Source organism: Stenotrophomonas sp. 17(2023) (assembly GCF_030345315.1).
Lineage (GTDB): Bacteria > Pseudomonadota > Gammaproteobacteria > Xanthomonadales > Xanthomonadaceae > Stenotrophomonas > Stenotrophomonas acidaminiphila.
In genome coordinates this window covers 1,347,762-1,374,511 of record NZ_CP128405.1, presented here as the reverse complement: position 1 = coordinate 1,374,511, position 26,750 = coordinate 1,347,762, and the positions used below count along the sequence as shown (strand labels likewise).

The window sequence follows — 26,750 nt, the reverse complement described above, 5'->3', positions numbered from 1 at the left end:
CACCGGCCACGCTTACGGCACGGCCGCGGTGACGACGATCTCGATCTTCCACGCCGGGTTGGCGAGCTTGGCCTGCACCGTGGCGCGCGCGGGCGTGGCGCCTTCCGGCACCCACTTGTCCCAGGCCTGGTTCATGCCCGCGAAATCGGCCATGTCGGCCAGGAAGATCTCCGCGCGCAGGATGTGGCGCTTGTCGGTCGGCGCCAGCCGCAGCAGGTCGTCGATGGCCTGCAGCACCTGCTCGGTCTGGCCGACGATGTCGGCGCTGGTGTCTTCGGGCACCTGCCCGGCCAGGTACGCCACGCCGTGGTAGATGGTCATTTCCGACATGCGCGGACCGGTATCGAAACGTTCGATCATGGGTTTTCCCGTGGGTGGATGTAGGCCCATTGTGCCCGCAACCGATGGTTTCAGCGGTGGCGGCGCGGTTGCCGCCACAACTGCAGGGCGGCCAGCGCCAGCCAGCCGACCACCAGCGCGATCACCGCCTTCTGTCCCAGCCCGCGCGGCGTGTCGCGCCAGAGCACGTGCAGCCACAGCCCGGCGAACACCAGCCACGCCCACCACCACGCAAGCCGGTGGACGCCGCGCCAGCGGCGGTCGCGGCCGAAACACCAGGCCTGCAGCAGCATCGCCGTGGTGACGCAGAGGAATGCGGTCTGCGCAGCCAGCGCATGCACCAGCGGCGCCAGCGCCGGTGCGCGCTGCGGCAGCCAGCTGTCGCCCACGGCCACCGTGGCCAGGCCGATGCCGGCCACGCAGAACAGGGCCAGCGGCAGGCCGCGCCGTGCCGCGCCGTGCGCCTGCGCGTACAACGCGGTGGCGAGCACCACGATCGCCACCGCCAGCACGCAGTAGGCGCCGCGCAGCCACAGCCCGTGCGGGCCGTGCAGGTACAGGCTGAGCGTGGCGCGCGTCCAGTCCAGGTCGGTGCGCGCGATCTGCAGCCAGGCCGCGGTAGCGGCGAACAGCAGCAGCGCGGCCAGCACCGGCAGGGCCGCCAGGTGCGCGCGATCACGGCACGGGCTGGGGCGGGAAATGGCCAGGGCAGGTTCCTTGCGGATGGGCAGGGCGCCAGCTTAGCCGCATGCCCCACCCGTCCGCCGGCTGAAGGCCGCGCGCCCGCTTGCCAGCATCGTCACGCCATGCCGATAGTCTCTGCACTCCCGCGCCTGCATGGCGCCCTGTTCCCCCGCCCCGCATGGTCGATCCCGCCGCCCCACCCGCACCCGCAACCGCCGGCTGGCGCCGGTTCGCCGGCGTCGCCATCACCCTGGCGATCATGGGCATGGCCCTGCACGCACTGGCCGGCGAGTTCAGCGAACACGGCTACCGCCAGATCCGCGTCGCCATGCATGCGCTGTCGTGGTCTCAGCTGGGGCTGGCGCTGCTGCTGGGCATGGCCAGCTATGGCTGCCTGATCGGGTTCGACGCGATCGGGCTGCGCCGCGCCAACCGACGCCTGCCGGCGGGCCGGGTGGCGATCACCGCCTTCCTCGCCCATGCCGCCGGACAGACGCTGGGCTTCGCCGCGCTCACCGGCGGCGCGATCCGCGTGCGCAGCTATGGCAACGCCGGGCTCGGGCTGGCCGAGATCGGCCAGGTGGTGCTGATGAGCACGCTGGGCTTCGTGTTCGGTGCCTGGGTCCTGCTGGGCCTGGCGCTATGGCTGGAACCGGGCGCGGCGGCATTGGCGCTGCCGCTGGCCGTGCCGTGGGTGCGCATGCTGGGCATCGCCCTGCTGCTGGGTTTCGGCGCGATGTGGCTGCTGGTCGGAGCCGGCGGCCGCAGCATCGGCTGGCGCCGGCACCGGGTGTGGATACCGGACCGGCGCACGGTGCTGGAAGTCACCGCGCTGAGCCTGGTGGAGCTGGGGCTGGCGTCGGCCGCGTTCTACGTGTTGCTGCCGGCGCAGGACGGGGTGGGCTATATCGGCTTCGTCGGGCTGTACCTGGTGGCGGTGGTGGCCGGGCTGCTCTCCACGGTGCCGGCCGGGCTTGGGGTGTTCGAATGGAGCCTGCTCAAGCTGCTGCCGCAGGTGGCGCCGGCGGCCATCCTCGCCGCGGCGGTGGCCTACCGCGTCACCTATTACCTGGTGCCGCTGTTCCTCTCCACCCTGCTGGCTGGGCTGGCCGCCATCCGCCGGCCGCTGCGCAGCGGCGCCAGCACCGCCTGGAACGTGCTGCGCCCGTGGCTGCCGCAGGTCATCGCACTGGCGGTGTTCGCCGTCGGCGCGCTGCTGGTGATCGACGGCACCCTGCCGGCGCCGCGGCAGCGCGCGCTGCATGCGCCGCTGCCGATCGTGGAGACCTCGCACCTGCTGGGCAGCCTGGGCGGCGTGCTGCTGCTGCTGATCGGCCAGGGCCTGCAGCGGCGCAGCCATGCGGCATGGCTGATCGCGCTGGCGCTGAGCGTGGTGCTGCCGATCCCGGCCTGGCTGCGCGGCGGCCATGCACTGGTGGCGCTGACCCTGCCGCTGGTGGCGGCGGCGCTGTGGGCGGCGCGGCGCGAGTTCTACCGGCAGGGCGCGCTGCTCGACGAGGCCTGGTCCTGGCCCTGGCTGCGCAACGTGGCGCTGGTGCTGGTGGCCACGGTGTGGCTGCTGTTCTTCGTCTACAGCCATGTCGAGTACCAGAACGAGCTGTGGTGGCAGTTCGCCACCTCCGGCAATGCCCCGCGCGCGCTGCGCGCGCTGCTGCTGGTCAGCATCGTGGTGATCGTGTTCGGGCTGGCGCGGCTGCTGCACAGCACGCGCGCGCCGTTGCCGCTTCCCGATGCCGCGCTGCTCGAACAGCTGCGGCCGCTGCTGGCACGCGCGCACGACACCCAGGCCTGCCTGGCGATGACCGGCGACAAGGCGATCCTGCGCAGCGAAGACGGCAACGGCTTCGTGATGATGCAGCGCTACGGCGGTTCGCTGGTATCGATGGGCGACCCGGTCGGCCCGCCGGACACGGTGCGCACGTTGATCTGGAAGTTCCGCGAGGAGGCCGACCGCCTCGGCCTGCGCCCGGTGTTCTACCAGACCGGCGACCAGCACTGGCAGACCTATCTCGACCTGGGCCTGACCCTGGTCAAGCTCGGCGAGGAGGCGATGGTGTCGCTGGACGGCTTCAGCCTGGAAGGCAGCGCGCGCGCGGAACTGCGCCAGGCCTGGAACAAGGGCAGGCGCAGCGGCCTCGGCTTCCGCGTGGTGCCGGCCGAGGACGTCGCGCCGCTGCTGCCGGCGCTGGAGGCGATCTCCGACGCCTGGCTGGAGGAGAAGGCCGGCGACGAGAAGGGCTTCTCGCTGGGCAGCTTCGATCCCGCCTACCTGTGCCGTTTCCCGATGGCCCTGGTCGAAGCCGGTGGCCGGATCGTGGCGTTCGCCAACCTGTGGCAGGCACCCCTCGCGCAGGAATTGTCGGTGGACCTGATGCGGCACTCCGCCGATGCCCCCAAGGGCACCATGGACTTCCTGTTCATCGAACTGTTCCTGTGGGGCGCGGCCAACGGCCATACCCGCTTCTCGCTGGGCATGGCACCGCTGACGGGGCTGGCCGAACACCGCCTGGCCGGGCGCTGGAACCGCTTCGCCAACCTGGTCGCGCGCCACGGCGAGCGCTTCTACGGTTTCGGCGGCCTGCGCCGCTTCAAGTCCAAGTTCGCGCCGGAGTGGCGCCCGCGCTACCTCGCCGCGCCGGGCGGCATGCACCTGCCCGCCGCGCTGCTGGACGTGACCCGGCTCATTTCGCTGGATCCGCGCCGGCAGACGAACTGAGCGCGCGCAGCCGCTGCAGGATCACCCGCGCCAGCCCCGCATAGTCGCCCTGGAAATGATGGTCGCCGGGCATGCGCACGACCTGCGCCGAACCGGCCGGCAGCCGCGGGCACAGCGCATCGTCGTCGTCCTGGCCGTACACGCAGACCGTGCGCGCCGCCGGCAGCCGGCGCATCTCCGGGGCGATCGGCAAGCCGTCGCCATCGCCGCCCAGCCAGTTGCTGACGTGGAACTCGTAGTCGGCGTGCGTGCCCACCGACAGCAACGCCGTCATCGCCAGCATCGAGGCGGTATCGGCCGACAGCCGGTTGATCGCAGCCGGCAGCACGTCGGCACCCTGCGAGAAGCCCAGCAACACCAGCTTCGGGCGCTGCCACTGCCGCGCGTAGTGGCGGGCGATGCGGTCCAGGTCGGCGGCGAAACCGGCCGGCGTGCGCGCACTCCAGAAATAACGCAGCGAATCCACGCCCACCACCGGGATGCCGGCCTGGGCCAGCGCGCCGGCGACCTCCTTGTCCAGCCCGGCCCAGCCGCCATCGCCGGAAACGAACACGGCGAAGGTGTCGCCATTGCCGGCAGCCGGCACTTCCACCAGCGGCAGGCCGTCCAGCTCGTGCGGCACCGGCGGCAGGCTCACCCCGCGCTGCGCGCCCAGTACCCGCGCCGCGGCGACCTCGCCCGGCAGCGCGCTGCCGGCGGCAGTGCGCTGGAAGCGCCGCGCCAGCGGTACCGCCCGCGCGAACGCCTCGACCTCGCCCGCCGCACAGCGCGGGGCACGCCCCGGCGCGGCATCCAGCCACGGGAAACCCAGTGCCACCGGCAGCAGCGTGCCGCCGTGGATACCGTCGCCACAGATCATCCGCGCATCGTCCAGGCGCGGGCAGAAATCCTCGGTGAGCAGACCGGCGAACACATCCGGGCCGGACTGCGCCGACACCGCATAGGCCAACGCCGCCCCGGCGCCATCGCCGCCAAGGATCGGCAGGTGGTAGGTCGGTACGCGCAGATAGGCCTGCACGTAGCGCGAGAAGTTCTCCACGTCGCCGGCGGAGAAGCCGCAGCTGCCCCCCGCCTTGGCCAGTACCCCGGCCAGGTGGCGGGTATCGACGTCCACCACCATCGCACCGTCGCGGCGCAGCGCCTGCAGTCGCGCCTGCCGCAGCGCGGCGTCGCCCTGCCCGGCGAACCACACCACCACCCGCTGCACCGGTCCGTCGGGCAGCAGCACCGGCACCCGTTCGAACCGACCGTGACTGACCGGCTCCACCGCCAGCGCCGGCGCGGCCAGCAGGCCCGACGCCATCACCACCACCAGAGCCAGCGACGCATGTGCCATAAGAGCTTCCTTGACCGGGGAAACTGCAAGCCTACGCCTGCCGATGCGGGAACGGGGTGGAAACGCGGTGTCAGTCCTGCGCGTCCGGATGGCGCAGCTTCCACGCCGCCAGCGCCTGCCGGTAGCGCGCCAATTCGTCGGCATACAGGTCCAGCACGCACAGCGGACAGCCGCTGCCGCAGCACTCGTTGGGACCCGGCTCCTCCGGCGGCATGGGCCGCGGGTCCGGGTCGGGCGTGGGGATGGGAATCGGGTTCATCGCGTCGGCCAGCGCGGCCGTCGTAAAAACAGGATGGAGCAATTCTAGGCCATGGGGCCGCCAGGCGGCCTCAACCTCAACATGCTGTTGCTGTTGCTGTTGCTGTTGCTGTTGCCGTTGCCGTTGCCGTTGCCGTTGCCGTTGCCGTTGCCGTTGCCGTTGCCGTTGCCGTGATTTTGCTCTGCTCCTGGCTTTTGCCTTCCGGGTCCCCTTCCGCAGCGACGGAGCCGGCGGGAATAACCCGAAGGGCGGCGTGCAGGGATGCACGCCGTTTTTCTACGCGACAGGGATGTCGCGTAGAAAAATCCCGCCGGCGGAGTGGACCCGGCACGCGTAGCGGGCTGGGCGCGGAGGCAGTGGCGTGTTGACCAGCCATTCGGCTGTTGAAAAGCGCCTCTTTGGGCCACGTTTCTTTGCACGAGCAAAGATAAGGTGGCTCGCGCCCCGAAGGGGAGCGAAAGCCCTTGATCCTGCTCCGCTCCAACCCTTGCTTGGCCTCTCAAGCCGGCAGGAGCCAAGGCCAAGGCGATAACCGCGAAGTTCAATGGCCAGGGCCAAGTATGAAAGCGGAAGCTTGAGAGCAGGGCTTTCGCCCCTGCTTCGCAGGAGAGAGTTGCTTCTCTTTGCTCGTGCAAAGAGAAGTAACCAAGAGAGGCGCATTTCAACAGCCGAATGGCTGGTCAACACGCCCCTGCCTACACGCCCTGCGCGCCTTCGGCACTCCGGGTCCACTCCAGCGGGGCCTTGTCAGTCGACTCCGTCGCTACGGGTGGGGCTCTGAAAGCAAAAACCAAAGAGCAAGCAGGCAACAGCGAAAGCCAAAGCCAAAGCAGGCTTTACCCCGTCACCCGCCGCAGATTCTCCCGCGCCTGCGCGTCATAACGCGCATGGAAGAAATCGCTGAAGAAAATGCGCGGCTGCGCCAGCACCCCTTTCAGGAAATGCCGGCGGTTGAGCCGGAACAGAAAACCCGGCACCTTGCCGCGATACTCCTCGGCGATGCCACGGTCATAGGCATCGAACACGTCCGGAGGCGCGCCAAGAATGGCCATGTCGGCATCCAGGAACAGCGCCGCGTCCGCGTCCAGCTCATCACCACGCACATGGCCGTGACGCGCGGTGAGCTCGATCAACGCCGCCACCCGCTCCGCATCCACGCCGGCATCGGGCAGCCAGCGCGCGATCGCCGCCCGCGCCATCATCGCCGAGCGCGCTTCGTTGTCGCCGCGCCCGGCCTCGTACACCGCATCGTGGTACAGCATCGCCAGCGCCACCTCGCGCGGCTGCCGCCATCCCGGGCTGGCGGCGACGTCGCGGTGGTGCTGCAGAAGCGCCTGCACATGGCCGAAATTGTGGTACGCGCGCGGCGGCTGCGCGTGCGCCGCTTCGATCTCGGCCAACTGGTCTGCCGGCAGGGGCATCGGGATCAGGTCCATGCGCCATTCTAGGCACCGGCTGCGGCGTCGGCGACGTCCCTCGCGGCCGGCTTGACCGCTGCGCTGCCGGCCCGCCCGGTGGCGCGTATCAGCCCAGGCTCCAGCGCCCTTCCATCTGGTAGCGGGTCTGACCCAGGTAGCTGCGGATCAGCACGAACTCGCGCACCAGCCAGCGCATCGGCTGCACCGGCTGTACCGGCAAGCGCCGCTTGTCGTAGAGCAGGGTCAGGTGCGGCGTGAACCCCGGATCCGGGCGGCTGCCGATGGCCTGCAGACAGCGCGCCAGCTCCTGGTGCAGGCCCAGCAGCAGGTCGGCGCCGTGCTCGCTGCGCAGCACGAACGGATGCTGGCGGCCGCCGGCGAAGCTGCCGACTTCATCGAAACACACTTCGAATTCCGGCATGCGCACCCGCGCCGCGGCCTGCTGCACCTTCGCCAGCAGGCTCGGTGGCAGGCCGGCGTAATCACCCAGGTGATGCAGGGTGACGTGCAGGCGCTCGCGCGCCAGCGGGCGTCCGTCCAGGCCATGTTCGGCGCGCAGTCCCTCGGCCAGTTCGGCGATGCGCCAGGCGGTGGCCGGATCGGGCATCACCGCGAAGAACAGGCGCTCGGTGGGAATGTCGCTGCCGAGACCCAGCGACAGTTGCGCCTCGGCGGAGGGAATGAACTTCGTCATGGTCGAATGGAAACGCCGGCCGGCGGGAGCACGCCGGCGTGCGGCGGCCGGCCTCGTCTGGGGCGCGGATACTAGCAGACCCTGCGGTACGCCGGGCCGCCCGTTGCCGGCGCCCGCGGTGCGCATGGCGAAAATATGACCAGCCCCGCGCAACGCCGCTGGCGCAAGGGGTGCCGTGACTTATCCACATCTTTGCCAGCGCCCGGTCCACACCGCCTGTGGATTGCACGGCGGCTGCGCCGGCGCCCCCGGACAGGCATACACTGGCAGCGCCGCAGCACCTCACCGGTGGTCGCCATGATCGCTTGGAACGCCTTTGCCCTGCTCGCCGCCATCACCCTCGCCCCACCGGAAGCGCCGGTCACGCCGCCGACGCCCGAACAGATCATGGCGATTCCCCCCGCGCTGAAACAGCAGGTGCGCGATGAGGTCATCACCCCCACCCTCTCCCCGGAGCAGCGCCTGCATCGGCTGGTCGAACTCGTGTTCCGGCCAAGCGCGCCGGATGCGAAAGCCGCCGCCGATCCGGCACTGGAGTACGACACCGCCGCGACCCTGACCGTCGCCGAGGCCTGGGCCCAGCGCCGCGCCAACTGCCTGTCGTTCACCCTGCTGTTCGTCGCCCTGGCGCGCGAAGCGGGCATCGACGCCGAAGTCCAGGAGGTCGGGCGGGTCGTCAGCTGGTACCAGGAACAGGGCGTGGTCTACAACGCCGGGCACGTCAATGTCGGACTGCGCGTCAACGGCCGCAGCGCCACCCTGGATCTGGACCAGAACGTGCTGTACGACCGCCGTGGACCGCGCCCGGTTTCCGACCGGCGCGCACTGGCCCACTTCTACAACAACCGCGGCGCCGAGTTGCTGGCTGCCGGCCAGGTCGCGGCGGCCCGCGCGCATTTCCGCCTGGCGCTGGAGCAGGAAGGACGCTTCGCACCGGCATGGAACAACCTGGGCGTTCTGGAGACCCGCCTGGGCGATACCACGGCAGCGCTTGCCGCATTCGACAAGGCCCTGGCCATCGATCCGGACCTGCCCTCCACGCTGTCCAATGCCGGTGCGCTGTACCTGCGCATCGGCGACACGCAGCGCGCGGCGCGGCTGGACGCGCGGCTGCGGCGCGAGTACCAGCATGACCCGTTCTACCAGTTCATGCAGGGCGTTGACGCCGAGCGACGCGCCGACTATCCCGCCGCCATCCACTACTACCGGCATGCGGTGCGGCTGTACGCCAGCGCCCACCAGTTCCACTTCGGCCTGGCGCGGGCCTACTCGCTCAGCGGCGACAACCGCCGCGCGCTGCGTGAACTGGAACGGGCCCGCGCGCTAGGCGGCAGCGACAGCCAGCGCGCGATCTACCAGGCCAAGCTGGATACGCTGCGCAGGCTCAGCGCCCGCCACGCCGGGCATTGACGCGCCCGGCGCCTGCCGCGCCGTGGTTCAGGCCTTGCGCAGGAAGCAGGTCTTGAGCACCAGGCCCTTGATCTTGTCCGAGTTGCCTTCGATGTGTTCGGCATCGTCCTCGACCAGGCGGATGTTGCGGATCACCGTGCCCTGCTTGAGCGGGATCGACGACCCCTTGACCTTCAGGTCCTTGATGACGGTGACCGTGTCGCCGGCAACCAGCACGTTGCCGTTGCTGTCGCGCACCACCAGCGCCGATTCGGCGGCCTCGCCCGGGGTCCATTCGTGGCCGCAATCGGCGCAGATCCACAGCGCGCCGTCGGGGTAGACGTTCTGCGACGAGCACTGCGGGCAGGAAGAAACGGGCATGGCGACTCCAGACGATGACGTTGCAAGCCCGCTATTGTAGCCGCCCGCCCCGGCGCACCGGGGCGGACGCGCCGGGGACGCTCAGCGCGCGCCGAGGTCCACCCGCACATTGCCCGAATGCGAGGTGATGGAAATATCGCCATCGCCGCCGCCGATGCGCGCGTCCAGGCTGCTCCCCGGCCCGTAGCGCGGGCGTTCGACCTGGCCCACGTCCGAGCGGATGGAGCCGCTGAAACTGCTGACCTTCAGCTGCGCGGAGGTGCGCGCCGGCAGCGCCAGCGAGATCGGCGCGCTGACCGTCTGCAGGCTGATGCGCCCGCCCGGCTGCAGCCCGGCGCTGCGCACGCCGAGGCCGCCGGAGACGGTTTCGACGTCGAGCCGCTGCACCGCCGACAGGTCCAGGTCGACCGAACCGGACACCGAGTTGGCCGCCACCTCGCCGCCGCTGCTGCCGGCGGCATTGATCGCGCCGCTGACCGTGCGCAGCTCCAGCCGCGGGGTGCGCAGCTGCGAGCGGATCGCGCCGCTGACGGTATTGAGGCTGGTCTGCCCGGCCTGCCCGCGCGCGGTGATGCCGCCGCTGACGGTGTTGGCCTGCAGGCGCCGCAGGTCGACATCGGCCACGTCCAGCGCGGCGCTGACGGTGCCGGCCTGCAGTTCGCTGCCGCGCGGCACCCGCAGCTCCAGTACCGCGCCCCGGTTGCCCCGACTGTTACGCGGGTACACCACTTTCAGCTGCACCCGGTTGGCGCTGTTCTGTACCTCCAGCCGCTGGCCTTCGCCGAGGGTGCCGGTCAGCTGCACCTCGTTGCGGTCCCAGCCGCGCACGCTCACCGAGCCGGCGATGTTGCTGATCTCCACCCGCCCGCCGCTGGACAGCGCGTGGCGTTCATTGACCGACGTCTGCGCCAGGGCCGGGGCCAGCGGGGCCAGCAGCGCGACGGCGGCCAGCAGGTGTCGCAGGGAAACATTCATGGGGATTCTCCTTCAGGTGGGAAGACCGGCGGCATCCAGGCCCTGCCGGGTAAGTTCCAGGCGCAGCGCGTAGGTGCGCCGCAGTTGGCCGAGCAGGAAGCCGGCATCGGGGCTCTGTGCGATCGCCGAGCGGATGCTGCCTGCACTGGCATCGAGTTCGCGCAGCGCCGGGGCGAGTTCGGCGGGCACGGTGTCCTGCGGAATCGCCGCCAGCGCCTGGCGGTAGCTGGCGGCCAGCGCATCGGCCTGCACCTCCAGCGGCGAAACCTGCGTGGCCTGCGCCTGCGGTGGCTGCACGGCCCACCAGCGGCCGGCGCCGAGCAGCGCCAGCGCGGCAACCGCCGCGGCCGCGGCGACGGACGGCCAGCGCCGGCGGCGCCGGGGCGGCGTGGCGATGGCGGACCGCTCGCGCGGCGCCTCGTGCAGCTGCGCGGCGATGCGCTGCCAGGCCGCGGCCGGCGGCACGCGCTCGGAAGGAAGCTGGCGCAGGCGCGCGGCCAGGTCGTCGTGGTCGTGTTCGGAATCGTGTTCGTTCATGGTGTTTCTCCCAGACGCGCGCGCAACAACCCGCGCGCGCGATGCAGCTGTGCCTTGGAACTGCCGACGGCCATCTGCAGTTCCTCGGCGATCTCGTGGTGTTTCCAGCCCTCGATGTCGTGCAGTACCAGCACCGCACGGGCGCGCGGCGGCAGGGTCTCCAGCGCGCGCTCCAGGTCCAGCCCGGTGGCCTGGCAGCGGCTGGACGCCGGCATCCGCGCCAGCACGTCCATGCCGCCCTCGCCGATGTCCAGGGCCTCGAACGCGGCACTGGCGCGCAGCTCCATCAGCGCCGTGTTCACCGCCATGCGGTGCAGCCAGGTGCCCAGCGCGCTCTCGAAACGGAACTGCGGCAACTTGCGCCAGGCCTGGATGAAGGTCTCCTGCAGTGCGTCCTCGGCGCGCGCCGCGCTGCCACCGCACAGCCGCCACAGCAGCGCGTACAGGCGCGGGGCGTGGCGGCGGTAGATGCGCTCGTAGGCATGGCTGTCGCCTGCGGCGGCGGCACGCGCCACCGCGGCGTCGTCGGCAGCCTGCGGAAAAGGGGCGGTGGCGGTCACGGTGGCGTCGAGCATATCCGTTGGATGCGGCGGCCAGCGGAAAGGTTTAAAGCCGCCTGCGATCTTTTTGCCGGGGCGGCGCAGCGGCCACGCCGGCATGGGCTGACAAGGCCGCGCCGGCTGGCCGACAATCCCGCTTCGCCCCCCGCCTGCCAACCATGTCCCTGTCCACCGCCGCCCGCACCGACGCCGGCGCCGCGCCCCGTCGGCAAGCCCGCCGCGGCCGCTGGTGCCCGGCGTGCGCGGTACGTACGCCGGCCTCGCGCCGGCCCGTGCCCGGGCCGTGGCACAGCAGTACCGGCGACATGGCCACGCAGCGCTTTCCCGAACGTTGCAACGCAGGCGCCCGCGACCGGGCACGGCGTCGCAAGGAGACAGACCGATGAAGAACTACCTGCCCGAATGGATGCATGGATGGATCAACCTGCTCGACACTGCGCTGGTCGTCATCCTGATCCTGCTGGTGGCGTGGCTGCTGCGCCTGCTCACCCGGCGCCTGCTGGCGCGCCTGGGCATGCACTACACGCTGCCGCCGCAGGTGGAAACCGCGGCCCGGCGGCTGTCCAACTTCGTGATCGGAAGCGCCGCGCTGGTGGCCATCCTCGACCAGCTCGGGGTATCGCCAACCATCCTGTGGACCGCGTTCACCGGTTTCGCCGCGGTCGGCGCGGTGGCGTTCTTCGCCGCCTGGAGCGTGCTGTCCAACATCTTCTGCGCGCTGCTGATCTTCACTACCCGGCCGTTCCGCCTCGGCGACCGCATCGAACTGCTGGAGAACGGCGAAAAGCCCGGACTGAAGGGCCAGGTGATCGACATCAACCTGATCTACACCACGCTGCAGGAAATCGGCGGCCCGGCCGAAGGCACGCTGATGCAGATCCCCAACAGCCTGTTCTTCCAGCGCGGGCTGCGCCGCTGGCCGTCCACCGCTGCCCAGGCGCACGTGATCCAGGGCGACGGCTGAGTTCTGCCGGCGACGAGCATGGGCCCGTCGCCGAGGGCGTACCACAGCGTTCCGCCCGTGCGTGGCCGGTGCGTGCGAAAATCCCACCGCGGCACCGCCAAGGGGCCGTCCCCCATCGGCTCTCCCCTCCGCAATGCCCCGCTCTCCCACGCCCTCGTGTCCCGCCCCCGCGGCGGACACCACGTCGCCCGTTCCCGCCGTCCGCAGCGACCGCCAGCGCTGGCTGGGGGTGGTCGCGCTGGCCATGGCCGCGTTCGTATTCAACACCAGTGAATTCGTGCCGGTCGGGCTGCTGAGCGACATCGGCGGCAGTTTCGGCATGCCCATCGAACACGTCGGGCTGATGCTCACCGCCTATGCCTGGGTGGTCGCATTGACCTCGTTGCCGGGCATGCTGCTCACCCGCGACATCGACCGCCGCCGCCTGCTGCTGGGCGTATTCACGCTGTTCGTCGCCAGCCACCTGCTGTCGGCGCTGGCCTGGAACTTCGGCGTGCTGATGCTCAGCCGCATCGGCATCGCCCTGGCGCACGCGGTGTTCTGGGCGATCACCGCCTCGCTGGCGGTGCGCATCGCGCCGGCGGACAAGCGCCCGCAGGCGCTCGGCCTGCTGGCCACCGGCACCTCGGTGGCGATGGTGCTGGGCATTCCGCTGGGCCGCGTGGTCGGCGAACTGCTGGGCTGGCGCGTCACCTTCCTGGCCATCGGCGGCGTCGCCCTGCTGGCGATGGGGGTGCTGGCACGGCTGCTGCCGCCGCTGCCCAGCCAGAACAGCGGCTCGGCGCGCAGCCTGCCGCTGCTGCTGCGGCGTCCGGCATTGCTGGCGCTGTACCTGCTGGTGATGGTGGTGGTGGCGGCGCAGTTCACCGGCTACAGCTACATCGAGCCGTTCGTACAGCAGGTCGGTGGCTTCGATGCGCACGTGACCACCTGGGTGCTGCTGCTGTTCGGCGGCATGGGTTTCTTCGGCAGCGTGCTGTTCTCTCGCCTGGGTATGTGCTGGCCGCGCGGCTTCCTGCTCGCCGCCATCGGCACCCTGGCGCTGTGCCTGCTGGGCCTGCGCCTGGCCACCGGCGGCGCCTGGATGCTGTACGCGCTGGCCTCGGTGTGGGGCGTGGCGATGATCTGCTTCGCGCTGTCGATGCAATCCAAGGTATTGCGGCTGGCGGCCGACGCCACCGACGTGGCGATGGCGCTGTTCTCGGGCATCTTCAACATCGGCATCGGCGCCGGCGCGCTGATCGGCAGCCAGGTCGGCCTGCACCTGGGCATGCAGCACATCGGCCTGGTGGGCGGGCTGCTCGCCAGCGCCGGCTGGCTGTGGTGGCTGTTCGCGATGCGGCGCTGGGCCGTCAGCTTCCGTACCGTCGACGCACCGCGCTGATCCGGCGCAACCGCTATGCTCGGGCCCTGCACGACGAGGGACGGGACGATGCCAGCTCGAATCACGGTACGCGATGGACACGCGGACGATGCGGCCGCGCTCTGCGGCCTGGTGACGCCGCTGGCGCGGCACCTGCTCGATGCCGGGCCCGGCACTGCGCCCGGCACCCACCCGCTGCTGGCCACATTCACCGCGGAGAGCTTTGTGCAGCGATTGCTTTCCCCGCAGTTCGCGCACTACGTGGCCGAGCAGGACAACCGGTTGTGCGGCATGATCGCCCTGCGCGATGGCAGCCATGTCCAGCACCTGTTCGTCCGCGACGACACCCGCGGGCGCGGCATCGCGCGCCAGCTCTGGGAACACGCGCTGCGGCTCCACGGCGACCGCGCCTACACGGTCAATTCGTCCGAAACCGCGGTTCCGGTGTACACCCGGTTCGGCTTCATCGGCAGCGGCCCGGCGCAGACGGCCAACGGCGTGCGTTTCGTGCCGATGCAGCGGCGGGTGCGGTAACGGGCAATCGCCGCTGCAGGCCCCACCGGCGGCAATGCACCAGACCGTACGCACGGGCGCCCCTGCGCGGCCGTTACCGTGCCGCCCGCCCCTCAGCGCAGCTGGCTGTCCTTGCTGCCGCGGCGGTTGTAGCCGCTGTGCGCCGATTCCTCCACGTCCAGCGCCTGCTGGCAGGCAACGCACAGGCGCACGCCGGGAATGGCCTTGCGCCGCGCCTCGGGAATCGGCGCATCGCATTCCTCGCAACGCTCCAGCCCGGGTCCGCTGGGCAGGCGGCTGCGGGCGCGCTTGATCGCGTCCTCGACGGTGGCGTCGATCTGATCCTGAACGGCGGTGTCTCCCGCCCAACCGGTGGCCATGGCTGGCTCCTCCGAAGTGACCCGGTTCCAGCCTAGCGCAATCGCCTGTACGCCGGGCCAATGCACCGGGGCGGCATCACCACACCAGGTCGTCGGGCACCACGAACTGCGCGTAATAGGCGTCGTCTTCGGCATTGCCGCTGGACGCCGGCGCTTCCCCGGCCTGGCCGTGGTCGAGCACGATCAGGCTGGCATCGCGCTCGCGCACTTTCTCCGCGGCCAGCCGTGGCACCAGCTCGAACCCCTCGCCGTGGCGCACGATCACCAGCGTGCCGGCGGCCAGCTGCCGGCGCAGCGCCTCGTCCACCAGCAGGGTGCGGATCGCCGCGCCGTCGCTGAAGCGGTACTCCAGTTCGCCACGACGCGGCACCCGGCGGTCGGCGATGATCTGCCGCGCCTGCGCCCGCAGTTCCTCGGCACGGCGCTGGATGTTGCGCTCGGCGGCCAGTACGCGGTCGCGCTCGGCCTTTTCCGCGCGCGCGCGCTCGGCTTCCAGCTGGCTTTCGCTGGGGCCGGCCGGTGCGCCCTTGGCGTGCCGCGCCTTGTTCTGCTCGCGCGCGACCTGCGCGACCTGGGATTTCTTCACCAGGCCGGCCTTGAGCAGCTGCTCCTGCAGGGGGTTCGCCTTTGCCATGTTTCGCACTACGTGATCGGAACGATGCGGCATGATACCGGCCCACACCCGCCCGCGCCCGCCGATGCAGCCCCTGAACTACCTTGCCGGCTACCCCGAACACCTGCAGCAGCGCGCCCGCGAGCTGCTGGCGCAGGGTGCCCTGGGCGAGGCCGTGCGCCGCCGCTACCCGCAGCCGCACGCGGTGCGCAGCGACCGCCAGCTCTACGACTACGTGCAGGCGCTGAAGGAACGCCACCTGCGGCAGTCGGTGCCGCTGGGCAAGGTGCTGTACGACGGCAAGCTGCAGGTGCTCAAGCACGCCCTGGGCCTGCACACGGCCGTGTCGCGCAACCACGGCGGCAAGCTCAGGGCCAGCCGCGAGATCCGCATCGCCAGCGTGTTCCGCGATACCCCGGCGCCGTTCCTGCGCATGATCGTGGTGCATGAACTGGCGCACCTGAAGGAGGCCGAGCACAACAAGGCCTTCTACCAGCTGTGCCTGCACATGGAACCGGACTACCACCAGCTGGAGTTCGACCTGCGCCTGTACCTGACCGCACTGGAGCACGAGGTTCCCCGGCAGGCGCTACACTCGCCGCCCGCCGCACCTGCCCGCCCCCGATGACCACCCCCATCCGCCTCGACAAGCGCCTCGCCGCGCAGCTGAACTGCTCCCGCGCCCAGGCCCGGCACTACATCGAGGGCGGCTGGGTCAGCGTCGACGGAGTGGTGGTGGAAGCACCGCAGGCGATGGTGGCCGGGCAGACCGTCACCCTCGCCGCCGGTGCCGCCAGCGAACCGGCCGAGCCGGCGACACTGCTGCTGAACAAGCCGGCCGGCTGCAGCGCCGCGGACCTGTCCGCACTGCTGCGCGAGGAGGCCCGTTTCGCCGACGACGCCTCCGGCATCCGCCTGCTGCACCGCCACTTCCTGCGCCTGGAAACGCCGATGCCGCTGGACGACGACGCCTGCGGACTGGTGGTGCTTACCCAGGACTGGCGCGTGCGCCGCCACCTGCTCGAGACCGGGGCATCGCTGGAACAGGAATACATGGTGGACGTGGACGGCGAAGGCAGCCCCTGGGCGCTGCCGAGGCTGACCCACGGCCTGGACTACCAGGGGCGCGCGCTGCCGCCCTGCAAGGTCAGCTGGCAGAGCGAACAGCGCCTGCGTTTCGCGATCAAGGACGTGCGGCCGGGCCAGCTGCGGCACATGTGCGCCGCGGTCGGGCTGCGCGCCACCCAGGTACGCCGGCTGCGGATCGGCCGCATCGGCCTGAACAGGATGCCGGACGGCCAGTGGCGTTATCTCGCCTCCGCCCAGCGCTTCTGAGCCACGCCGCCGCCGGCAACGACGCCCGGCAGCTACGCCAGCAGCCGCAGCACCGCCGCCGCCAGCGCACCGGCCAGCACCACGCCCAGGAACGGCAGCCGCAGCAGCAGGGCCAGTGCGGCCGCCGCCAGCGCCCCCAGGCGTGCGTCCAGTACCACGCCCTGCCCCGCGGACACCGCGTTCATCGCGGTCAGCGACGCCAGCAGGCCGATGGTCAGCGCACCGGCCACGCGGGTCATGCGCGCCGACTCCATCCAGCGCACCGGCACCAGGTAGCCGCAGAACTTGACCGCCCAGGCCACCGCGCTGGCCAGCAGCACCCAGCTCCACAGGCTCATCGGGCACCCGCCGGGTCGTGGCCGGGGGTCACGTCCGGCTCCAGCCCTTCATCGGCCGGCCCGCGCCCGAACCAACCCCACAGCGCGGCGACCGCGGCCGCCAGCAGGATCGGCACGCCCGGCGGCGCCCAGGGCAGCGCCAGCACCGTCACCAGCGCACACGTCGCGGCGATGGCCAGCGGTTCGCGCGCACGCAGCCGCGGCCACAGCAGGCCGAGGAAGGCCGCCACCGCGGCGCCGTCCAGTCCCCAGCGGCGCGGGTCGCCCAGCGCATCGCCCAGCAGTGCCCCGAGCAGGGTGAACAGGTTCCACAACAGGTACACGCCCACCCCGGCCACCCAGAATCCGCGACGCTGCTCGGCCGGCGTGTCCTGGCCGGCGGCGGTGGCCGCCGATTCGTCGATGGTCAGCTGCGCCGACAGCGGGCGCAGCCAGCCGCGCGGCCGCAGCATGCGGTTGATCTGCGCACCGTAGACCGCGTTGCGGATGCCCAGCAGGGTGGCCGCGCCGAATGCGGCCATGCCGCTGCCGCCGGCACCGATCACGCCGATGAAGGCGAACTGCGAGCCGCCGGTGAACATCAGCAGGCTCAGTGCCGCGGTCTGCCCGACGCTGAAGCCGGAGGCCACCGCCAGCGCCCCGAAGGACACCCCGTACAGGCCGGTGGCCAGGGCGATGGACAGGCCGATGCGGACCGCGGGCGTCAGGCGCGGGGCCATCTTCAGCCGCGCCCGCGCGCCTGTTCGGCGGCGGCCACGAACACCACGTCGGTCGAGGAGTTGAGCGCGGTTTCGGCAGAGTCCTGCACCACGCCGACGATGAAGCCCACCGCCACCACCTGCATCGCCACGTCGTTGGAAATGCCGAACAGGCCGCAGGCCAGCGGGATCAGCAGCAGCGAGCCGCCGGGCACGCCGGACGCACCGCAGGCGCCGATCGCCGCCACCACGCTCAGCAGCAGCGCGGTAGGCAGGTCCACGGCGATGCCGAGCGTGTTGACCGCCGCCAGCGTCAGCACCGAGATGGTGATCGCCGCGCCGGCCATGTTGATGGTCGCCCCCAGCGGGATCGCCACCGAGTAGGTTTCCTCGTGCAGGCCCAGCTTGCGGCACAGCTCCAGGTTGACCGGAATGTTGGCCGCCGAGGAACGGGTGAAGAACGCGGTGATGCCGCTTTCGCGCAGGCAGCGCAGCACCAGCGGGTACGGGTTGCGGCGGGTGGTCAGCGCCACGATCAGCGGGTTGCCGACGAAGGCCATGAACAGCATCGCGCCGACCAGCACGCACAGCACGTGCAGGTAGTTCGCCAGCGCGCCCAGCCCGGACTCGGCCAGCAGCGAGGCGACGATGCCGAACACGCCCAGCGGCGCCAGCCGGATCACCATGCGCACGATCCAGGTGATCGCCGCGGACAGGTCGCCGACCACCGCGCGCGTGCCGGCACCGGCGTGGCGCAGCGCCAGCCCCAGTCCGATGGCCCAGGCCAGCAGGCCGATGTAGTTGGCATGGGCCAGCGCGTTGACCGGGTTGTCGACGACCTGCATCAGCAGCGTGCGCAGCACCTCGCCGATGCCGCCCGGCGCGCTCAGCCCGGCGTCGGTGGGCGCCTTGAGCAGCAGCGTGCTGGGGAACAGGTAACTGGCCAGCACGCCCACCAGCGCCGCGGCCACAGTGCCGGCCACGTACAGCAGCAGGATGGTGCGGATGTGCGTCTTCTGCCCCTGCTGGTGGTTGGCGATGGAGGCCGTCACCAGGACCAGCACCAGCACCGGGGCCACCGCCTTCAACGCCGATACGAACACCGTGCCGAGCAGGCCGGCCGCGTGCGCGCCCTGCGGCCAGGCCAGCGCCAGCGCGATGCCGGCGAGCAGGCCGATGATGATCTGGACCACCAGGCTGGGGGCACGGAAGGAGCTGGAACGGTTGTGCATCGGCGGGCTCGGGCAGGGCAAACCGCGATTCTCCCCCAGACCGGCCGCCGCCCACACCCCCGGAACGTCATGGCCCGACGCAGCGGCATCACCCGGACCCCGCTAGGATGCACGCATGGAACCTTCCCCGTACCGCGGCAGGCGCCTGCTGCGCCTGTGCACCCGCATCCTCGCCGCGCTCCTGCTGCTGGTCGCCAGTGGCCTGCTGCTGGGCGACTGGCTCACCCCGCGCGCGGTCGGCGAGCCCTCCACCGCACTGCCGCCGCGGGCCGCGCAGACCGCGCTGGACCGGGCGCTCGAAGCGCAGCTCGCCGCGCACCCGGGGCAAAGCGGCGCGGCCTACCTGGTCGACGGCCTGGAAGCCTTCGCCGCGCGCTCGGTGGTCACCCGCCAGGCCGGCCGCAGCCTCGACCTGCAGTACTACATGTGGCACGACGACATGGTCGGCCACCTGCTGGTGAACGACGTGTACGCGGCGGCCCAGCGCGGGGTGCGGGTGCGGCTGCTGCTGGACGACATGAACGCCAAGGGGATGGATGCGCAGCTGCTGGCGCTCGACGCCCATCCGCGCATCGAAGTGCGCCTGTACAACCCGTTCCGCAACCGCGAGGGCCTGTGGCGCCTGCTGGAGATGGTGCAGCGGGTCTTCAGCATCAACCACCGCATGCACAACAAGGCCTGGATCGCCGACGGCCGCGTCGCCATCGTCGGCGGCCGCAACATCGGCGCCGAGTACTTCGACGCGCGACCGGACGTCAATTTCCGCGACCTGGACCTGCTGCTGGCCGGCCCGGCCGCCGGCGAGGCCAGCGCCATTTTCGACGCCTTCTGGAACAGCCGCGCCGCCGTGCCCATCGCCGCCCTCGCCCCGCCGTCGGCGCGCCAGCTCGACCAGCTGGTCTCCCGTGCCGAGCTGGATGCGCGCCGGGCCGAGGCGCTCCCCTACCTGCAACGCCTGCGCGAGCGGCTCACCGACACCTATGTCGGCGGGCGCCTGGCACTGCACTGGAGCGACCGCATCCAGGTCCATTCCGACCCGCCGCTCAAGCACCGCGACAACGACCGCGGCGACTGGCTGGTGACGCGCCTGGGCGCGGAGCTGGGCCAGGCGCGGCACAAGACCCTGCTGATCTCGCCGTACTTCGTCCCCGGCGACACCGGCACCAGCGAATTGCTGCAGCAGGTGGCAGACGGCGTGCATGTGGGCATCATCACCAACTCGCTGGCGGCCAACGACGTGGCTGCCGTGCACAGTGGCTACATGCACTACCGGCTGCCGCTGCTGCGCGGTGGCGTCCAGCTGCATGAGCTCAAGGCGCGCGGCAGCAGCGGCCGCAGCTCGGCCTTCGGCAGCAGTGGCGCCAGCCTGCACACCAAGGCCATCGTCGTGGACGACCGGCGCGGCTTCGTCGGGTCCTTCAACCTCGACCCGCGCTCGGCGTACCTGAACACCGAGATGGGCGTGCTGTTCGACGACCCGGTGCTGGCCGCGCAGCTGCGCGAGGAGTACCTGCGCCTGTCCGGCCCCGACCTGAGCTACTACCTCTACCTGGACAGCGACGGAAAGCTGCGCTGGCTGGACCGTGCGCGCAGGCCACCTGCCGGCTACGTCGTCGAGCCGGATACCACCTGGCTGCAGCGCGCCACCACCCGCGTCATCAGCTGGCTGCCGCTGGAATCACAACTGTGACGCGCCGCGCCCGCAGTATCCAGCTCAGCCCTCGCCCGGCGCATCGGGGCTGACCCGCTTCCACAACCAGCCACCGACATGGCCGGGAACGCAGGCGGACAACGTTTCCAGCGCCTGCGCTTCCTCGAGCAATCCTTCCCGGCACAGCATCGACAACGCCGCGGCCAGTTCGCCGACCTGCAGCGAACGCGCCAGCGGCGTCGATGGCACGCCCTGGCCGCCGGCCTCCAGCGCCGCGGCGACATCGGCGGAAAGCTGCCAGGCGCGCGCGATCCGCGCCGCCAGCTGCGGAGTGCACCGTTCCAGCAGGGACAGCAGCAGTGCCGGCGATGGCGCCAGCGTCTGCCGGCGCGAATAGGCGTCGGCGGTGGCGCGCACCACCATCACCATCGCCAGCCCGCGCAGCAGGCCGGCCAACTGCGCGGAGAAACCGTCCTCGCGCTCGACGCTGCGGGCATGATCGGCCGCGGCCAGCGACATGCGCAGGGTGTAATCCCATACCCGCTGCGAGAACCGGCCGCCATCGCCGTCGGGAGGGTTCATCACCGGCTGCACCAGCGCCGCGGAGATGATCTGGCGGATGCCTTCGTTGCCGACCACGGTCACCGCGCGCTCGATGCTGCGCACTTCCTGTTGCTGGAAGCGGTACAGCGCGCTGTTGGCGATGCGCAGCAGGTTGACCGTCAGCAGCGGGTCGCTGCCGATGATGCGGCCGATGGAGCGCGCCGAGGCGGTGCTGTCGTTGACGCTATGGATCAACTGCGGCAGCAGGTGCGGACGCCGCGGGATGTAGCGTTGCGACAGGTCGGCGCGCTCCAGCACCGCGATCACGGTATCGGCGATCTGGCGGTGCCCGGCCGCATCGGGCAGCTCCGCCACGTCGTCTTCGATGCCGAGCGCGGCGCGCAGGAAGCGCCGGCGCATCCGCGGCAGCAGCGCCGGGTCCATTGCCGGGGCGGCAGCGTGGTCCGCATCGGCGGCCTCGGGGACGAAACTCCAGGCCGCATCCGCGCGCCGCCGGCCGAACCACCACGCCGCACCCGCGCCGGCCAGCAGCGCGGCCAGCAGCGCCGAGACGATCACCGGCTCCACTGCTGGAACCCCGGTCGGGCAGGAGCTGAAGGCCGCATGCCGCGCCCCGTTACCTGTCGGCTTTTTCCAGGCGGATGCCGAGCGGACCGCCCAGCGAACCGTCTTCGTTGATGGTGAAATTCAGCGACGCGCCCTTCTGCGGCAGCGCCACCTTCAAGGTATCGCCCTCGCGCACGTAGGTGGTTTCCTGCGAGATGCCCATCGCCTCGATGGTGACCGTGCCACCGGGCGTGAAGCTGTACCGGGTGACGCCCATCGCATCGGCATAGACGCCCTTGATCCCCTGGCTGCAGGCCGACAGCAGGCACAGCACGGCGATGACGGGCAGGTACTTCTTCATTGCTTCCCCCGGGGTAATGGCGCGGCCATCCACGGCCGCCGCATGCGGATTGATTCTGCCACAGGCCGGCGCCGGCCAAGCCGCCGGTCGTCAGTCGTCTGCGTCCGCCCGTGCGCCGCCGGCAACAGCGGCCTGCGGCAGCGGCGCGCGCACGAAGCGCGCCGACAACCGCAGCGCGTAGACCAGACCGGCGACCAGCGCCAGGCCGGCACCGCTGGCGAACGCCGCGCCCAGCCCGAAGCGCGCGGCGACCAGGCCAGCCAGCACCATGCCGGCGCCGATGCCCACGTCCAGCGCGCAGAAATAGGTGGCCACCGCGGTGCCGCGGCGGGCGTGGCCGCCGAGATTGACCATCATCGTCTGGTAGGCCGGGTACACCACCCCGAAACCGAAGCCGGCCAGCAGTCCGGACAGGTAATACGTCGCCGGCGCGGCCGCGTACGCCATCAATCCCAGCCCGGCGACGATCGCCAGGCTGCCGCCGTTGGTCGCCAGCACCACCCGGCCGCCATCGATCAGGCGCCCGGAAAAGGCGCGCGAGACCATCATGCCCACCGCCATCAGGGTGAAGAAGATGCCGGTATTGCCGGCGCCGAGCTGTTTGCCGTGGAGCGCGGCGAAGGCCAGCAGCATGCCGTAGCCCAGGCCGATCACGGCCAGGTTCAACGCCAGCGGGATGCCGCGTACCAGCAGGAAGCGATCCAGCGACAACACCGTGGCGGCGCCGTCGCGCTGCTTGCGCGGCGCATGCACCCACGACGCCACCAGCAGGCCGGCGATGCCGGCGGCCACCGCCGCCTCGAAGATCACCTGGAACGGATGGTGGTCCATCAGCCACAGCCCGGCCATCGGGCCCAGCGCCATCGCCAGGCTGCTCATCAGCCCGAACAGGCCGATGCCCTCGCCGCGGCGCGCCGAGGGGATGATGTCGATGGCCTGGGTGTTGGCCGCGGTGCTCATCACCGCGAAGGTCACGCCGATGCCCAGCCGCACCAGCACGAACACCAGCACGGTGTGCGCCAGCAGGTAGCCGGAGGTGAACAGCACGTAGGCCGCCAGCGCCACCAGGTAAGCGTGCTTGGCGTTGAAGCGATCGACGATGAAACCGGAAAACGGCCGCACCAGCAGCGCCGCGATCACGTAGCTGGACAACACCAGCCCCACCGTGGCCTCGCCGATCCGCAGCTGCTCCACGAGATGGAACGGCAGCGTCGGCATCAGCACGTAGAACGACATGCCCATCAGGAAGTTGGCGATGCACGCCAGCACGAACCCCGGGGTCCACAGCGCGGGCCGCGGCTGGCTCATGCGCGGCCGCCACCACGGGATGCGCGCGCCGGTACCGGATGGGCGCCAGCGCGGATGCGCCTGCGCGGCACCCGCGCCATCAACCGACGCCGCGCAGCGCCAGGGTCAGCGCCAGCACGCTCAGGATCACCGCGATGGTGCCGTCCAGCACCCGCCAGGTGCCGGGCTTGTGGAACAGCGGCGTCAACAAGCGCGCGCCCAGCCCCTGCGCGGTCAGCCACAACGCGCTGGCGGTGACCACGCCGGCGGCGAACGCCATGCGCGCGTGGCCGAAGTTGTCGGCGATCGAACCGATCACCACCATGTCCAGCCAGAAGTGCGGGTTGATCACCGAGAATCCGGCCGCGGCCATCATCGCCGCGCGGCGCGAGGATTCGGCGCTGTCATCCAGCTGCATGCCGCCACCGCCGGCCACGGCCCGCCGCGCCGACTGCAGCGCATACCAGACCAGGAAGGCGACGCCGCCCCACAGCAGCACCGTGGTCAGCCACGGCAGCTGGTCGGTGAGCGTGCGCAGCCCGGCCACGCTGGCGAAGATGAAGGCCGCGTCGATGGCGAAGCAGGTGGCGATCACCGGGATCACGTGCTGGCGCAGGATGCCCTGCCGCAGGATGAAGGCGCTCTGCGCGCCGACCACGGCGAAAAGACCGATGCCGGTACCGGCACCGCTGAGCCAGGCGGCACTGGTGGCCTGGGCGGTTACGACGGAAAACATGGGGGAACTGCCTGTCTGCTAAGAGGGGGACGGCACCGGGGGTGCGTCGATGGCGGCAATTGTCGCAGTGCAGCATCAAGAAGTGGAGCTAAACTTCTTAAACCCTCATTAGCCATGCTTAATCATGCGCATCGACCATGCCCAACTCCGCGCTCTGGCCGCGGTGATCCGCGAAGGCAGCTTCGAACGCGCCGCGCTGGCACTGAACGTCACCGCCTCGGCGGTATCGCAGCGGATCAAGGCGCTGGAGGAACGCGTCGGCAAGCTGCTGGTCAGGCGCACCACCCCCACCGAGGCCACCGCCGAGGGCCAGGTGCTGGTGCGCCTGGCCGAGCAGACCGCGCTGCTGGAGCGCGACGCGTTCGAGCGGATCGGCCTGTCCGACGCCGACCTGCCGCGCGCCAGCATCCCGGTGGCGGTGAACCACGACAGCATGGAGACCTGGTTTCCCGAAGCCGCGCTGGCGTTCGCCCGGCTCGGCAGCACCACGCTGGACCTGCATACCGAGGACCAGGACCACACCGCGGCGCTGTTGCGCCAGGGTGCGGTGCTGGGCGCGGTCACCACCCTGTCCGAACCGGTGCAGGGCTGCCAGATCCACGCGCTGGGCAGCATGCGCTACGCTGCCACCTGTACCCCGGAGTTCCATGCGCGCCACTTCGCCAGGGGCGTCACCGCGCAGGCCCTGGCACAGGCCCCGGTGCTGGTGTTCAACCGCAAGGACGACCTGCAGGCGCGCTATGCCCAGCGCCTGACCGGCTCGCAGCAGCCGCTGCAGGCGCCGACCTGGTGGATCCCCTCCACCCGCGCCTTCGTCCACGCCAATCTCGGCGGCCTGGGCTGGACCATGAACCCGCTTCCGCTGGTCCGCCGCCACCTGGACAGCGGTCGCCTGGTCTACGTCAAGGCGCGTGCCTGGGAGGACATCCCGCTGTATTGGCAGCACTGGAAGGGCGAGGTCGCCTCGATGGCGCTGCTGACCCGCGCCATCCTGCAGGCCTCCTCGACCCTGATCCGCCGGCGCCGCTGAGCGCGCCGGTGCGCACCGCCCGGAGCGGCGTCAGTCGAAGTACAGCGCCAGCCCGACGCCGCCCTGCCAGTCGGCGGTCGCTGCGTCCAGCCCGCGCAGGAACGAAACGTCGAGCTGCAGCCACGGCGTCGCCATCCAGGCCAGCCCGGCACCGGCGGCGCGCATGTGCCGGGCGTCTTCGCCGTAGCCGGCTTCGACATAGGCCGCCACGTCCTCGCCCAGCGGGAACCCGTAGCTGGGCGAGAACAGCCAGCCGCTCCCTTCCGCACCCCATTGCCGGTCGGCGTACAGCGCCAGGCTGGTGTCGGCCGGCAGCGCCCAGGCCACGGTCACGCCCGCGTCGCGGACGCGGCCATCGCCGCCCAGCGGGGCGCGTCCCCAGGGCAGCGTGGTGCCGAGCCTGAAGGCGACCGTCAGCGTGTCGCTGGCCAGCGCCGGCGCCCACTTCAGCGCGACGCTGCCATCGCCGCCGCCTTCGGCACGCTCGCGCAGGCCGGCACCGCGGATGCGCTGGCCGCTCCAGGTGTCCGCGCCCAACTGCAGCTCCACGGTAGGGGCCAAGCCAAGCCGCAGCAGCGTGTCGGCCGTCCACGCGGTGGTGGTCACCCCGCCGCTGCGGTCGCGGCTGCCATCGGGCAGGCCCTGCTCCCAGGCGAGCACGCCCTTGCCCACCGTGCTGGCCGAGAAACCGATGCCCGGCCGGTCATAGGCCGGCGCCTGTGCCGCCTGCGCGTCGGCGCAGGCCAGCAGGGCCATCGCCATTCCAGTCAGAAACCCGTGCATGCCCTGCCGCCCCGCTGTGCTGGAGCCCGGCAGTGTACGCACGGAACCGCTCAGCGGTGCGCCAGCGCATAGGCCAGGGCGCCGGTCACCGCCGCCACCTGGGCGTCGTCGCACTGCTCGGGCGTGGCGCGCGGGCTGTCCGGGTAGACCTCGGTGGTGGTGGTGTAGCGCGCACCGGTGATGCTCGCGCACAGGCCCAGCGCCTTGAGCGGGTATTCGATGACACCATGCGCCACCACCGGCGAGCCGATGATCCGGCCCTGCGCATCCGGCGGCGCGATGTGGGTGACCCTGGCCACCGCGGCGATCACCGCCTGCTGGAACGCCGGCTGCGGGTTGAGCGAATCGGCGCACAGGTAGAAGCCGTCGGGGACGCTGTCCGGCTCGAACGGCTTGCCGTCGCGCGCGGCCAGCGCCGGGCGGAACTCGCTCTCGTCGCTGTCGGTGGTCTCGTGCAGGTCGACGTGCATCAGGAAGCGCCCCGCCAACGGCTGCACCAGCGCCATCAGCGCGGCCGATTCCGGGGCCGGGCTGGCGGCGATGAAATTGCGGTTCGGATCCAGCGCCAGCGCGTTCCAGCGCTGGATCCGCTCGTAGCCCCACGGGCTCACGCAGGGCGCGACCAGCAGGTTGCAGCGGCCGGCGTAATCGGCCGCGTGCCGCTCGACGAACTTAAGCGCCCCCTGCACGCCGCTGGTTTCGTAGCCGTGCACGCCCCCGGTCACCAGCGCGACCGGCAGGGCGTCGTCCCAGCCGCGGCTGCGGATGGCCAGCAGCGGGTAACGACCGGAGGGATAGTCCAGCTCCCCGTAACCGGCCACGTCGAAGCGGTCGCGCAGGGCATCGATCCGGGCCAGCACGTCGTCGGCATAGCTGCGCTGCACGCGCTGCCGGACCAGCCATTGCGCTTTTTCCGCCACGCCCCAGGCCTGGCCGGGGGTTCCGATGGGATAGAAGGCGGTGGTCATGGCGGCTCCTGGTTGCAACGGACTGGCGCGCACTCTACACCGCCGGGCACGGCAGCGATGCCGCGCCCGGGCCCGGCCG

At 71.2% G+C, this 26,750-nt stretch carries 31 protein-coding genes; 10 read left to right on the top strand and 21 right to left on the bottom strand.

Annotated features, from left to right (window positions below; genetic code table 11):
* Window positions 1–12: 12 nt before the first annotated feature.
* Window positions 13–360, bottom strand: coding sequence for a RidA family protein (locus QQA12_RS06040; RefSeq protein ID WP_054664520.1), 348 nt, complete (start codon window positions 358–360; stop codon window positions 13–15).
* Between the two features lie 50 nt (window positions 361–410).
* Entirely contained in the window at window positions 411–986 is a 576-nt protein-coding gene (locus tag QQA12_RS06035) for a DUF998 domain-containing protein (protein WP_226050276.1), read from the bottom strand.
* Window positions 987–1,201: 215 nt separating this feature from the next.
* Here QQA12_RS06035 and mprF point away from each other — a divergent pair, with 215 nt between their 5' ends.
* Entirely contained in the window at window positions 1,202–3,760 is a 2,559-nt protein-coding gene (mprF, locus tag QQA12_RS06030) for a bifunctional lysylphosphatidylglycerol flippase/synthetase MprF (RefSeq protein ID WP_226050040.1), read from the top strand.
* On the opposite strand, the gene QQA12_RS06025 is transcribed toward mprF, so the two are convergent.
* Together QQA12_RS06025 and QQA12_RS06020 are read right to left on the bottom strand one after the other, a co-directional pair.
* Window positions 3,726–5,096 carry an AcvB/VirJ family lysyl-phosphatidylglycerol hydrolase gene (locus QQA12_RS06025; protein WP_226050041.1) on the bottom strand — a complete coding sequence of 457 codons (1,371 nt, stop codon included), beginning with the start codon at window positions 5,094–5,096 and terminating at the stop codon, window positions 3,726–3,728. The two genes, mprF and QQA12_RS06025, sit on opposite strands and share 35 nt — an antisense overlap.
* A gap of 70 nt (window positions 5,097–5,166) precedes the next feature.
* On the bottom strand, window positions 5,167–5,355 hold the full coding sequence (locus QQA12_RS06020) for an oxidoreductase-like domain-containing protein (RefSeq protein ID WP_226050042.1): 189 nt from the start codon (window positions 5,353–5,355) through the stop codon (window positions 5,167–5,169).
* Window positions 5,356–5,406: 51 nt separating this feature from the next.
* Between QQA12_RS06020 and QQA12_RS06015 the strand changes: the two genes are divergently transcribed.
* On the top strand, window positions 5,407–5,529 hold the full coding sequence (locus tag QQA12_RS06015; RefSeq protein ID WP_267913850.1) for a hypothetical protein: 123 nt from the start codon (window positions 5,407–5,409) through the stop codon (window positions 5,527–5,529).
* Between the two features lie 662 nt (window positions 5,530–6,191).
* Here QQA12_RS06015 and QQA12_RS06010 read toward each other — a convergent pair.
* The gene (locus QQA12_RS06010; protein ID WP_226050043.1) at window positions 6,192–6,791 is read right to left on the bottom strand and encodes a hypothetical protein; all 600 of its coding nucleotides are present in this window, start codon (window positions 6,789–6,791) and stop codon (window positions 6,192–6,194) included.
* A gap of 88 nt (window positions 6,792–6,879) precedes the next feature.
* Window positions 6,880–7,467 (bottom strand): RNA 2',3'-cyclic phosphodiesterase, encoded by a 588-nt coding sequence (gene thpR / locus QQA12_RS06005; protein WP_056932764.1) that lies wholly within the window; start codon window positions 7,465–7,467, stop codon window positions 6,880–6,882.
* Window positions 7,468–7,764: 297 nt separating this feature from the next.
* Between thpR and QQA12_RS06000 the strand changes: the two genes are divergently transcribed.
* A complete protein-coding gene (locus QQA12_RS06000) occupies window positions 7,765–8,877 on the top strand; it encodes a tetratricopeptide repeat protein (RefSeq protein WP_226050044.1) in 1,113 nt (370 codons plus the stop codon).
* A 27-nt stretch (window positions 8,878–8,904) separates the two neighbouring features.
* On the opposite strand, the gene QQA12_RS05995 is transcribed toward QQA12_RS06000, so the two are convergent.
* The 4 genes from QQA12_RS05995 to QQA12_RS05980 form a co-directional block, all read right to left on the bottom strand.
* On the bottom strand, window positions 8,905–9,237 hold the full coding sequence (locus QQA12_RS05995) for a zinc ribbon domain-containing protein YjdM (protein ID WP_054664497.1): 333 nt from the start codon (window positions 9,235–9,237) through the stop codon (window positions 8,905–8,907).
* 81 nt (window positions 9,238–9,318) lie between these two features.
* Entirely contained in the window at window positions 9,319–10,212 is an 894-nt protein-coding gene (locus QQA12_RS05990) for a DUF4097 family beta strand repeat-containing protein (RefSeq protein WP_226050045.1), read from the bottom strand.
* Between the two features lie 12 nt (window positions 10,213–10,224).
* Window positions 10,225–10,749, bottom strand: coding sequence for a hypothetical protein (locus QQA12_RS05985; RefSeq protein WP_226050046.1), 525 nt, complete (start codon window positions 10,747–10,749; stop codon window positions 10,225–10,227).
* Window positions 10,746–11,324 carry a sigma-70 family RNA polymerase sigma factor gene (locus QQA12_RS05980; RefSeq protein ID WP_226050047.1) on the bottom strand — a complete coding sequence of 193 codons (579 nt, stop codon included), beginning with the start codon at window positions 11,322–11,324 and terminating at the stop codon, window positions 10,746–10,748. The genes QQA12_RS05985 and QQA12_RS05980 overlap by 4 nt, the downstream gene beginning before the upstream one ends.
* A gap of 367 nt (window positions 11,325–11,691) precedes the next feature.
* Here QQA12_RS05980 and QQA12_RS05975 point away from each other — a divergent pair, with 367 nt between their 5' ends.
* The 3 genes from QQA12_RS05975 to QQA12_RS05965 all read left to right on the top strand — a co-directional run bounded on the left by QQA12_RS05975 (window position 11,692) and on the right by QQA12_RS05965 (window position 14,170).
* Entirely contained in the window at window positions 11,692–12,273 is a 582-nt protein-coding gene (locus tag QQA12_RS05975; RefSeq protein ID WP_054664487.1) for a mechanosensitive ion channel family protein, read from the top strand.
* Between the two features lie 133 nt (window positions 12,274–12,406).
* The gene (locus tag QQA12_RS05970) at window positions 12,407–13,657 is read left to right on the top strand and encodes a sugar transporter (protein ID WP_226050048.1); all 1,251 of its coding nucleotides are present in this window, start codon (window positions 12,407–12,409) and stop codon (window positions 13,655–13,657) included.
* 48 nt (window positions 13,658–13,705) lie between these two features.
* On the top strand, window positions 13,706–14,170 hold the full coding sequence (locus QQA12_RS05965) for a GNAT family N-acetyltransferase (RefSeq protein WP_226050049.1): 465 nt from the start codon (window positions 13,706–13,708) through the stop codon (window positions 14,168–14,170).
* 92 nt (window positions 14,171–14,262) lie between these two features.
* Here the strand turns inward: QQA12_RS05965 and QQA12_RS05960 are convergent, their stop codons facing one another.
* The gene (locus tag QQA12_RS05960) at window positions 14,263–14,529 is read right to left on the bottom strand and encodes a DksA/TraR family C4-type zinc finger protein (protein ID WP_056932757.1); all 267 of its coding nucleotides are present in this window, start codon (window positions 14,527–14,529) and stop codon (window positions 14,263–14,265) included.
* A gap of 76 nt (window positions 14,530–14,605) precedes the next feature.
* A complete protein-coding gene (locus QQA12_RS05955) occupies window positions 14,606–15,163 on the bottom strand; it encodes a DUF2058 domain-containing protein (RefSeq protein WP_054664476.1) in 558 nt (185 codons plus the stop codon).
* Between the two features lie 64 nt (window positions 15,164–15,227).
* On the opposite strand from QQA12_RS05955, the gene QQA12_RS05950 reads away from it, so the two are divergent.
* Both QQA12_RS05950 and QQA12_RS05945 read left to right on the top strand, forming a co-directional pair.
* Window positions 15,228–15,770 carry a M48 family metallopeptidase gene (locus QQA12_RS05950; protein WP_056932767.1) on the top strand — a complete coding sequence of 181 codons (543 nt, stop codon included), beginning with the start codon at window positions 15,228–15,230 and terminating at the stop codon, window positions 15,768–15,770.
* Window positions 15,767–16,477 carry an rRNA pseudouridine synthase gene (locus QQA12_RS05945; RefSeq protein WP_054664474.1) on the top strand — a complete coding sequence of 237 codons (711 nt, stop codon included), beginning with the start codon at window positions 15,767–15,769 and terminating at the stop codon, window positions 16,475–16,477. The genes QQA12_RS05950 and QQA12_RS05945 overlap by 4 nt, the downstream gene beginning before the upstream one ends.
* 32 nt (window positions 16,478–16,509) lie before the next feature.
* Here QQA12_RS05945 and QQA12_RS05940 read toward each other — a convergent pair whose 3' ends face one another.
* Genes QQA12_RS05940 through sstT form a run of 3 tightly spaced genes read right to left on the bottom strand, consistent with a single transcriptional unit; the run spans window position 16,510 to window position 18,745 of the window.
* A complete protein-coding gene (locus tag QQA12_RS05940) occupies window positions 16,510–16,815 on the bottom strand; it encodes an AzlD domain-containing protein (protein WP_054664471.1) in 306 nt (101 codons plus the stop codon).
* Window positions 16,812–17,534, bottom strand: coding sequence for an AzlC family ABC transporter permease (locus QQA12_RS05935; protein ID WP_054664468.1), 723 nt, complete (start codon window positions 17,532–17,534; stop codon window positions 16,812–16,814). The genes QQA12_RS05940 and QQA12_RS05935 overlap by 4 nt, the downstream gene beginning before the upstream one ends.
* A gap of 2 nt (window positions 17,535–17,536) precedes the next feature.
* Window positions 17,537–18,745, bottom strand: a complete 1,209-nt coding sequence (gene sstT, locus QQA12_RS05930) for a serine/threonine transporter SstT (RefSeq protein ID WP_054664465.1) — start codon at window positions 18,743–18,745, stop codon at window positions 17,537–17,539.
* 115 nt (window positions 18,746–18,860) lie between these two features.
* On the opposite strand from sstT, the gene QQA12_RS05925 reads away from it, so the two are divergent.
* Window positions 18,861–20,435, top strand: coding sequence for a phospholipase D family protein (locus QQA12_RS05925; RefSeq protein WP_226050050.1), 1,575 nt, complete (start codon window positions 18,861–18,863; stop codon window positions 20,433–20,435).
* Window positions 20,436–20,459: 24 nt separating this feature from the next.
* Here the strand turns inward: QQA12_RS05925 and QQA12_RS05920 are convergent, their stop codons facing one another.
* The 4 genes from QQA12_RS05920 to QQA12_RS05905 form a co-directional block, all read right to left on the bottom strand.
* On the bottom strand, window positions 20,460–21,527 hold the full coding sequence (locus QQA12_RS05920) for an HDOD domain-containing protein (protein ID WP_226050051.1): 1,068 nt from the start codon (window positions 21,525–21,527) through the stop codon (window positions 20,460–20,462).
* A 49-nt stretch (window positions 21,528–21,576) separates the two neighbouring features.
* Window positions 21,577–21,867 carry a hypothetical protein gene (locus QQA12_RS05915; protein ID WP_054664458.1) on the bottom strand — a complete coding sequence of 97 codons (291 nt, stop codon included), beginning with the start codon at window positions 21,865–21,867 and terminating at the stop codon, window positions 21,577–21,579.
* 90 nt (window positions 21,868–21,957) lie between these two features.
* Entirely contained in the window at window positions 21,958–23,175 is a 1,218-nt protein-coding gene (locus QQA12_RS05910; RefSeq protein ID WP_054664454.1) for an MFS transporter, read from the bottom strand.
* Window positions 23,176–23,254: 79 nt separating this feature from the next.
* Entirely contained in the window at window positions 23,255–23,890 is a 636-nt protein-coding gene (locus tag QQA12_RS05905) for a LysE family transporter (protein ID WP_054664451.1), read from the bottom strand.
* Between the two features lie 124 nt (window positions 23,891–24,014).
* Here QQA12_RS05905 and QQA12_RS05900 point away from each other — a divergent pair, with 124 nt between their 5' ends.
* Window positions 24,015–24,920, top strand: a complete 906-nt coding sequence (locus QQA12_RS05900) for a LysR family transcriptional regulator ArgP (RefSeq protein WP_054664448.1) — start codon at window positions 24,015–24,017, stop codon at window positions 24,918–24,920.
* A 30-nt stretch (window positions 24,921–24,950) separates the two neighbouring features.
* Here QQA12_RS05900 and QQA12_RS05895 read toward each other — a convergent pair whose 3' ends face one another.
* Together QQA12_RS05895 and QQA12_RS05890 are read right to left on the bottom strand one after the other, a co-directional pair.
* Complete coding sequence (locus QQA12_RS05895) at window positions 24,951–25,676, bottom strand: transporter (protein WP_226050052.1); 726 nt, start codon at window positions 25,674–25,676, stop codon at window positions 24,951–24,953.
* A gap of 77 nt (window positions 25,677–25,753) precedes the next feature.
* Window positions 25,754–26,671, bottom strand: a complete 918-nt coding sequence (locus tag QQA12_RS05890; RefSeq protein ID WP_226050053.1) for a M14 family metallocarboxypeptidase — start codon at window positions 26,669–26,671, stop codon at window positions 25,754–25,756.
* Between the last annotated feature and the right edge of the window lie 79 nt (window positions 26,672–26,750).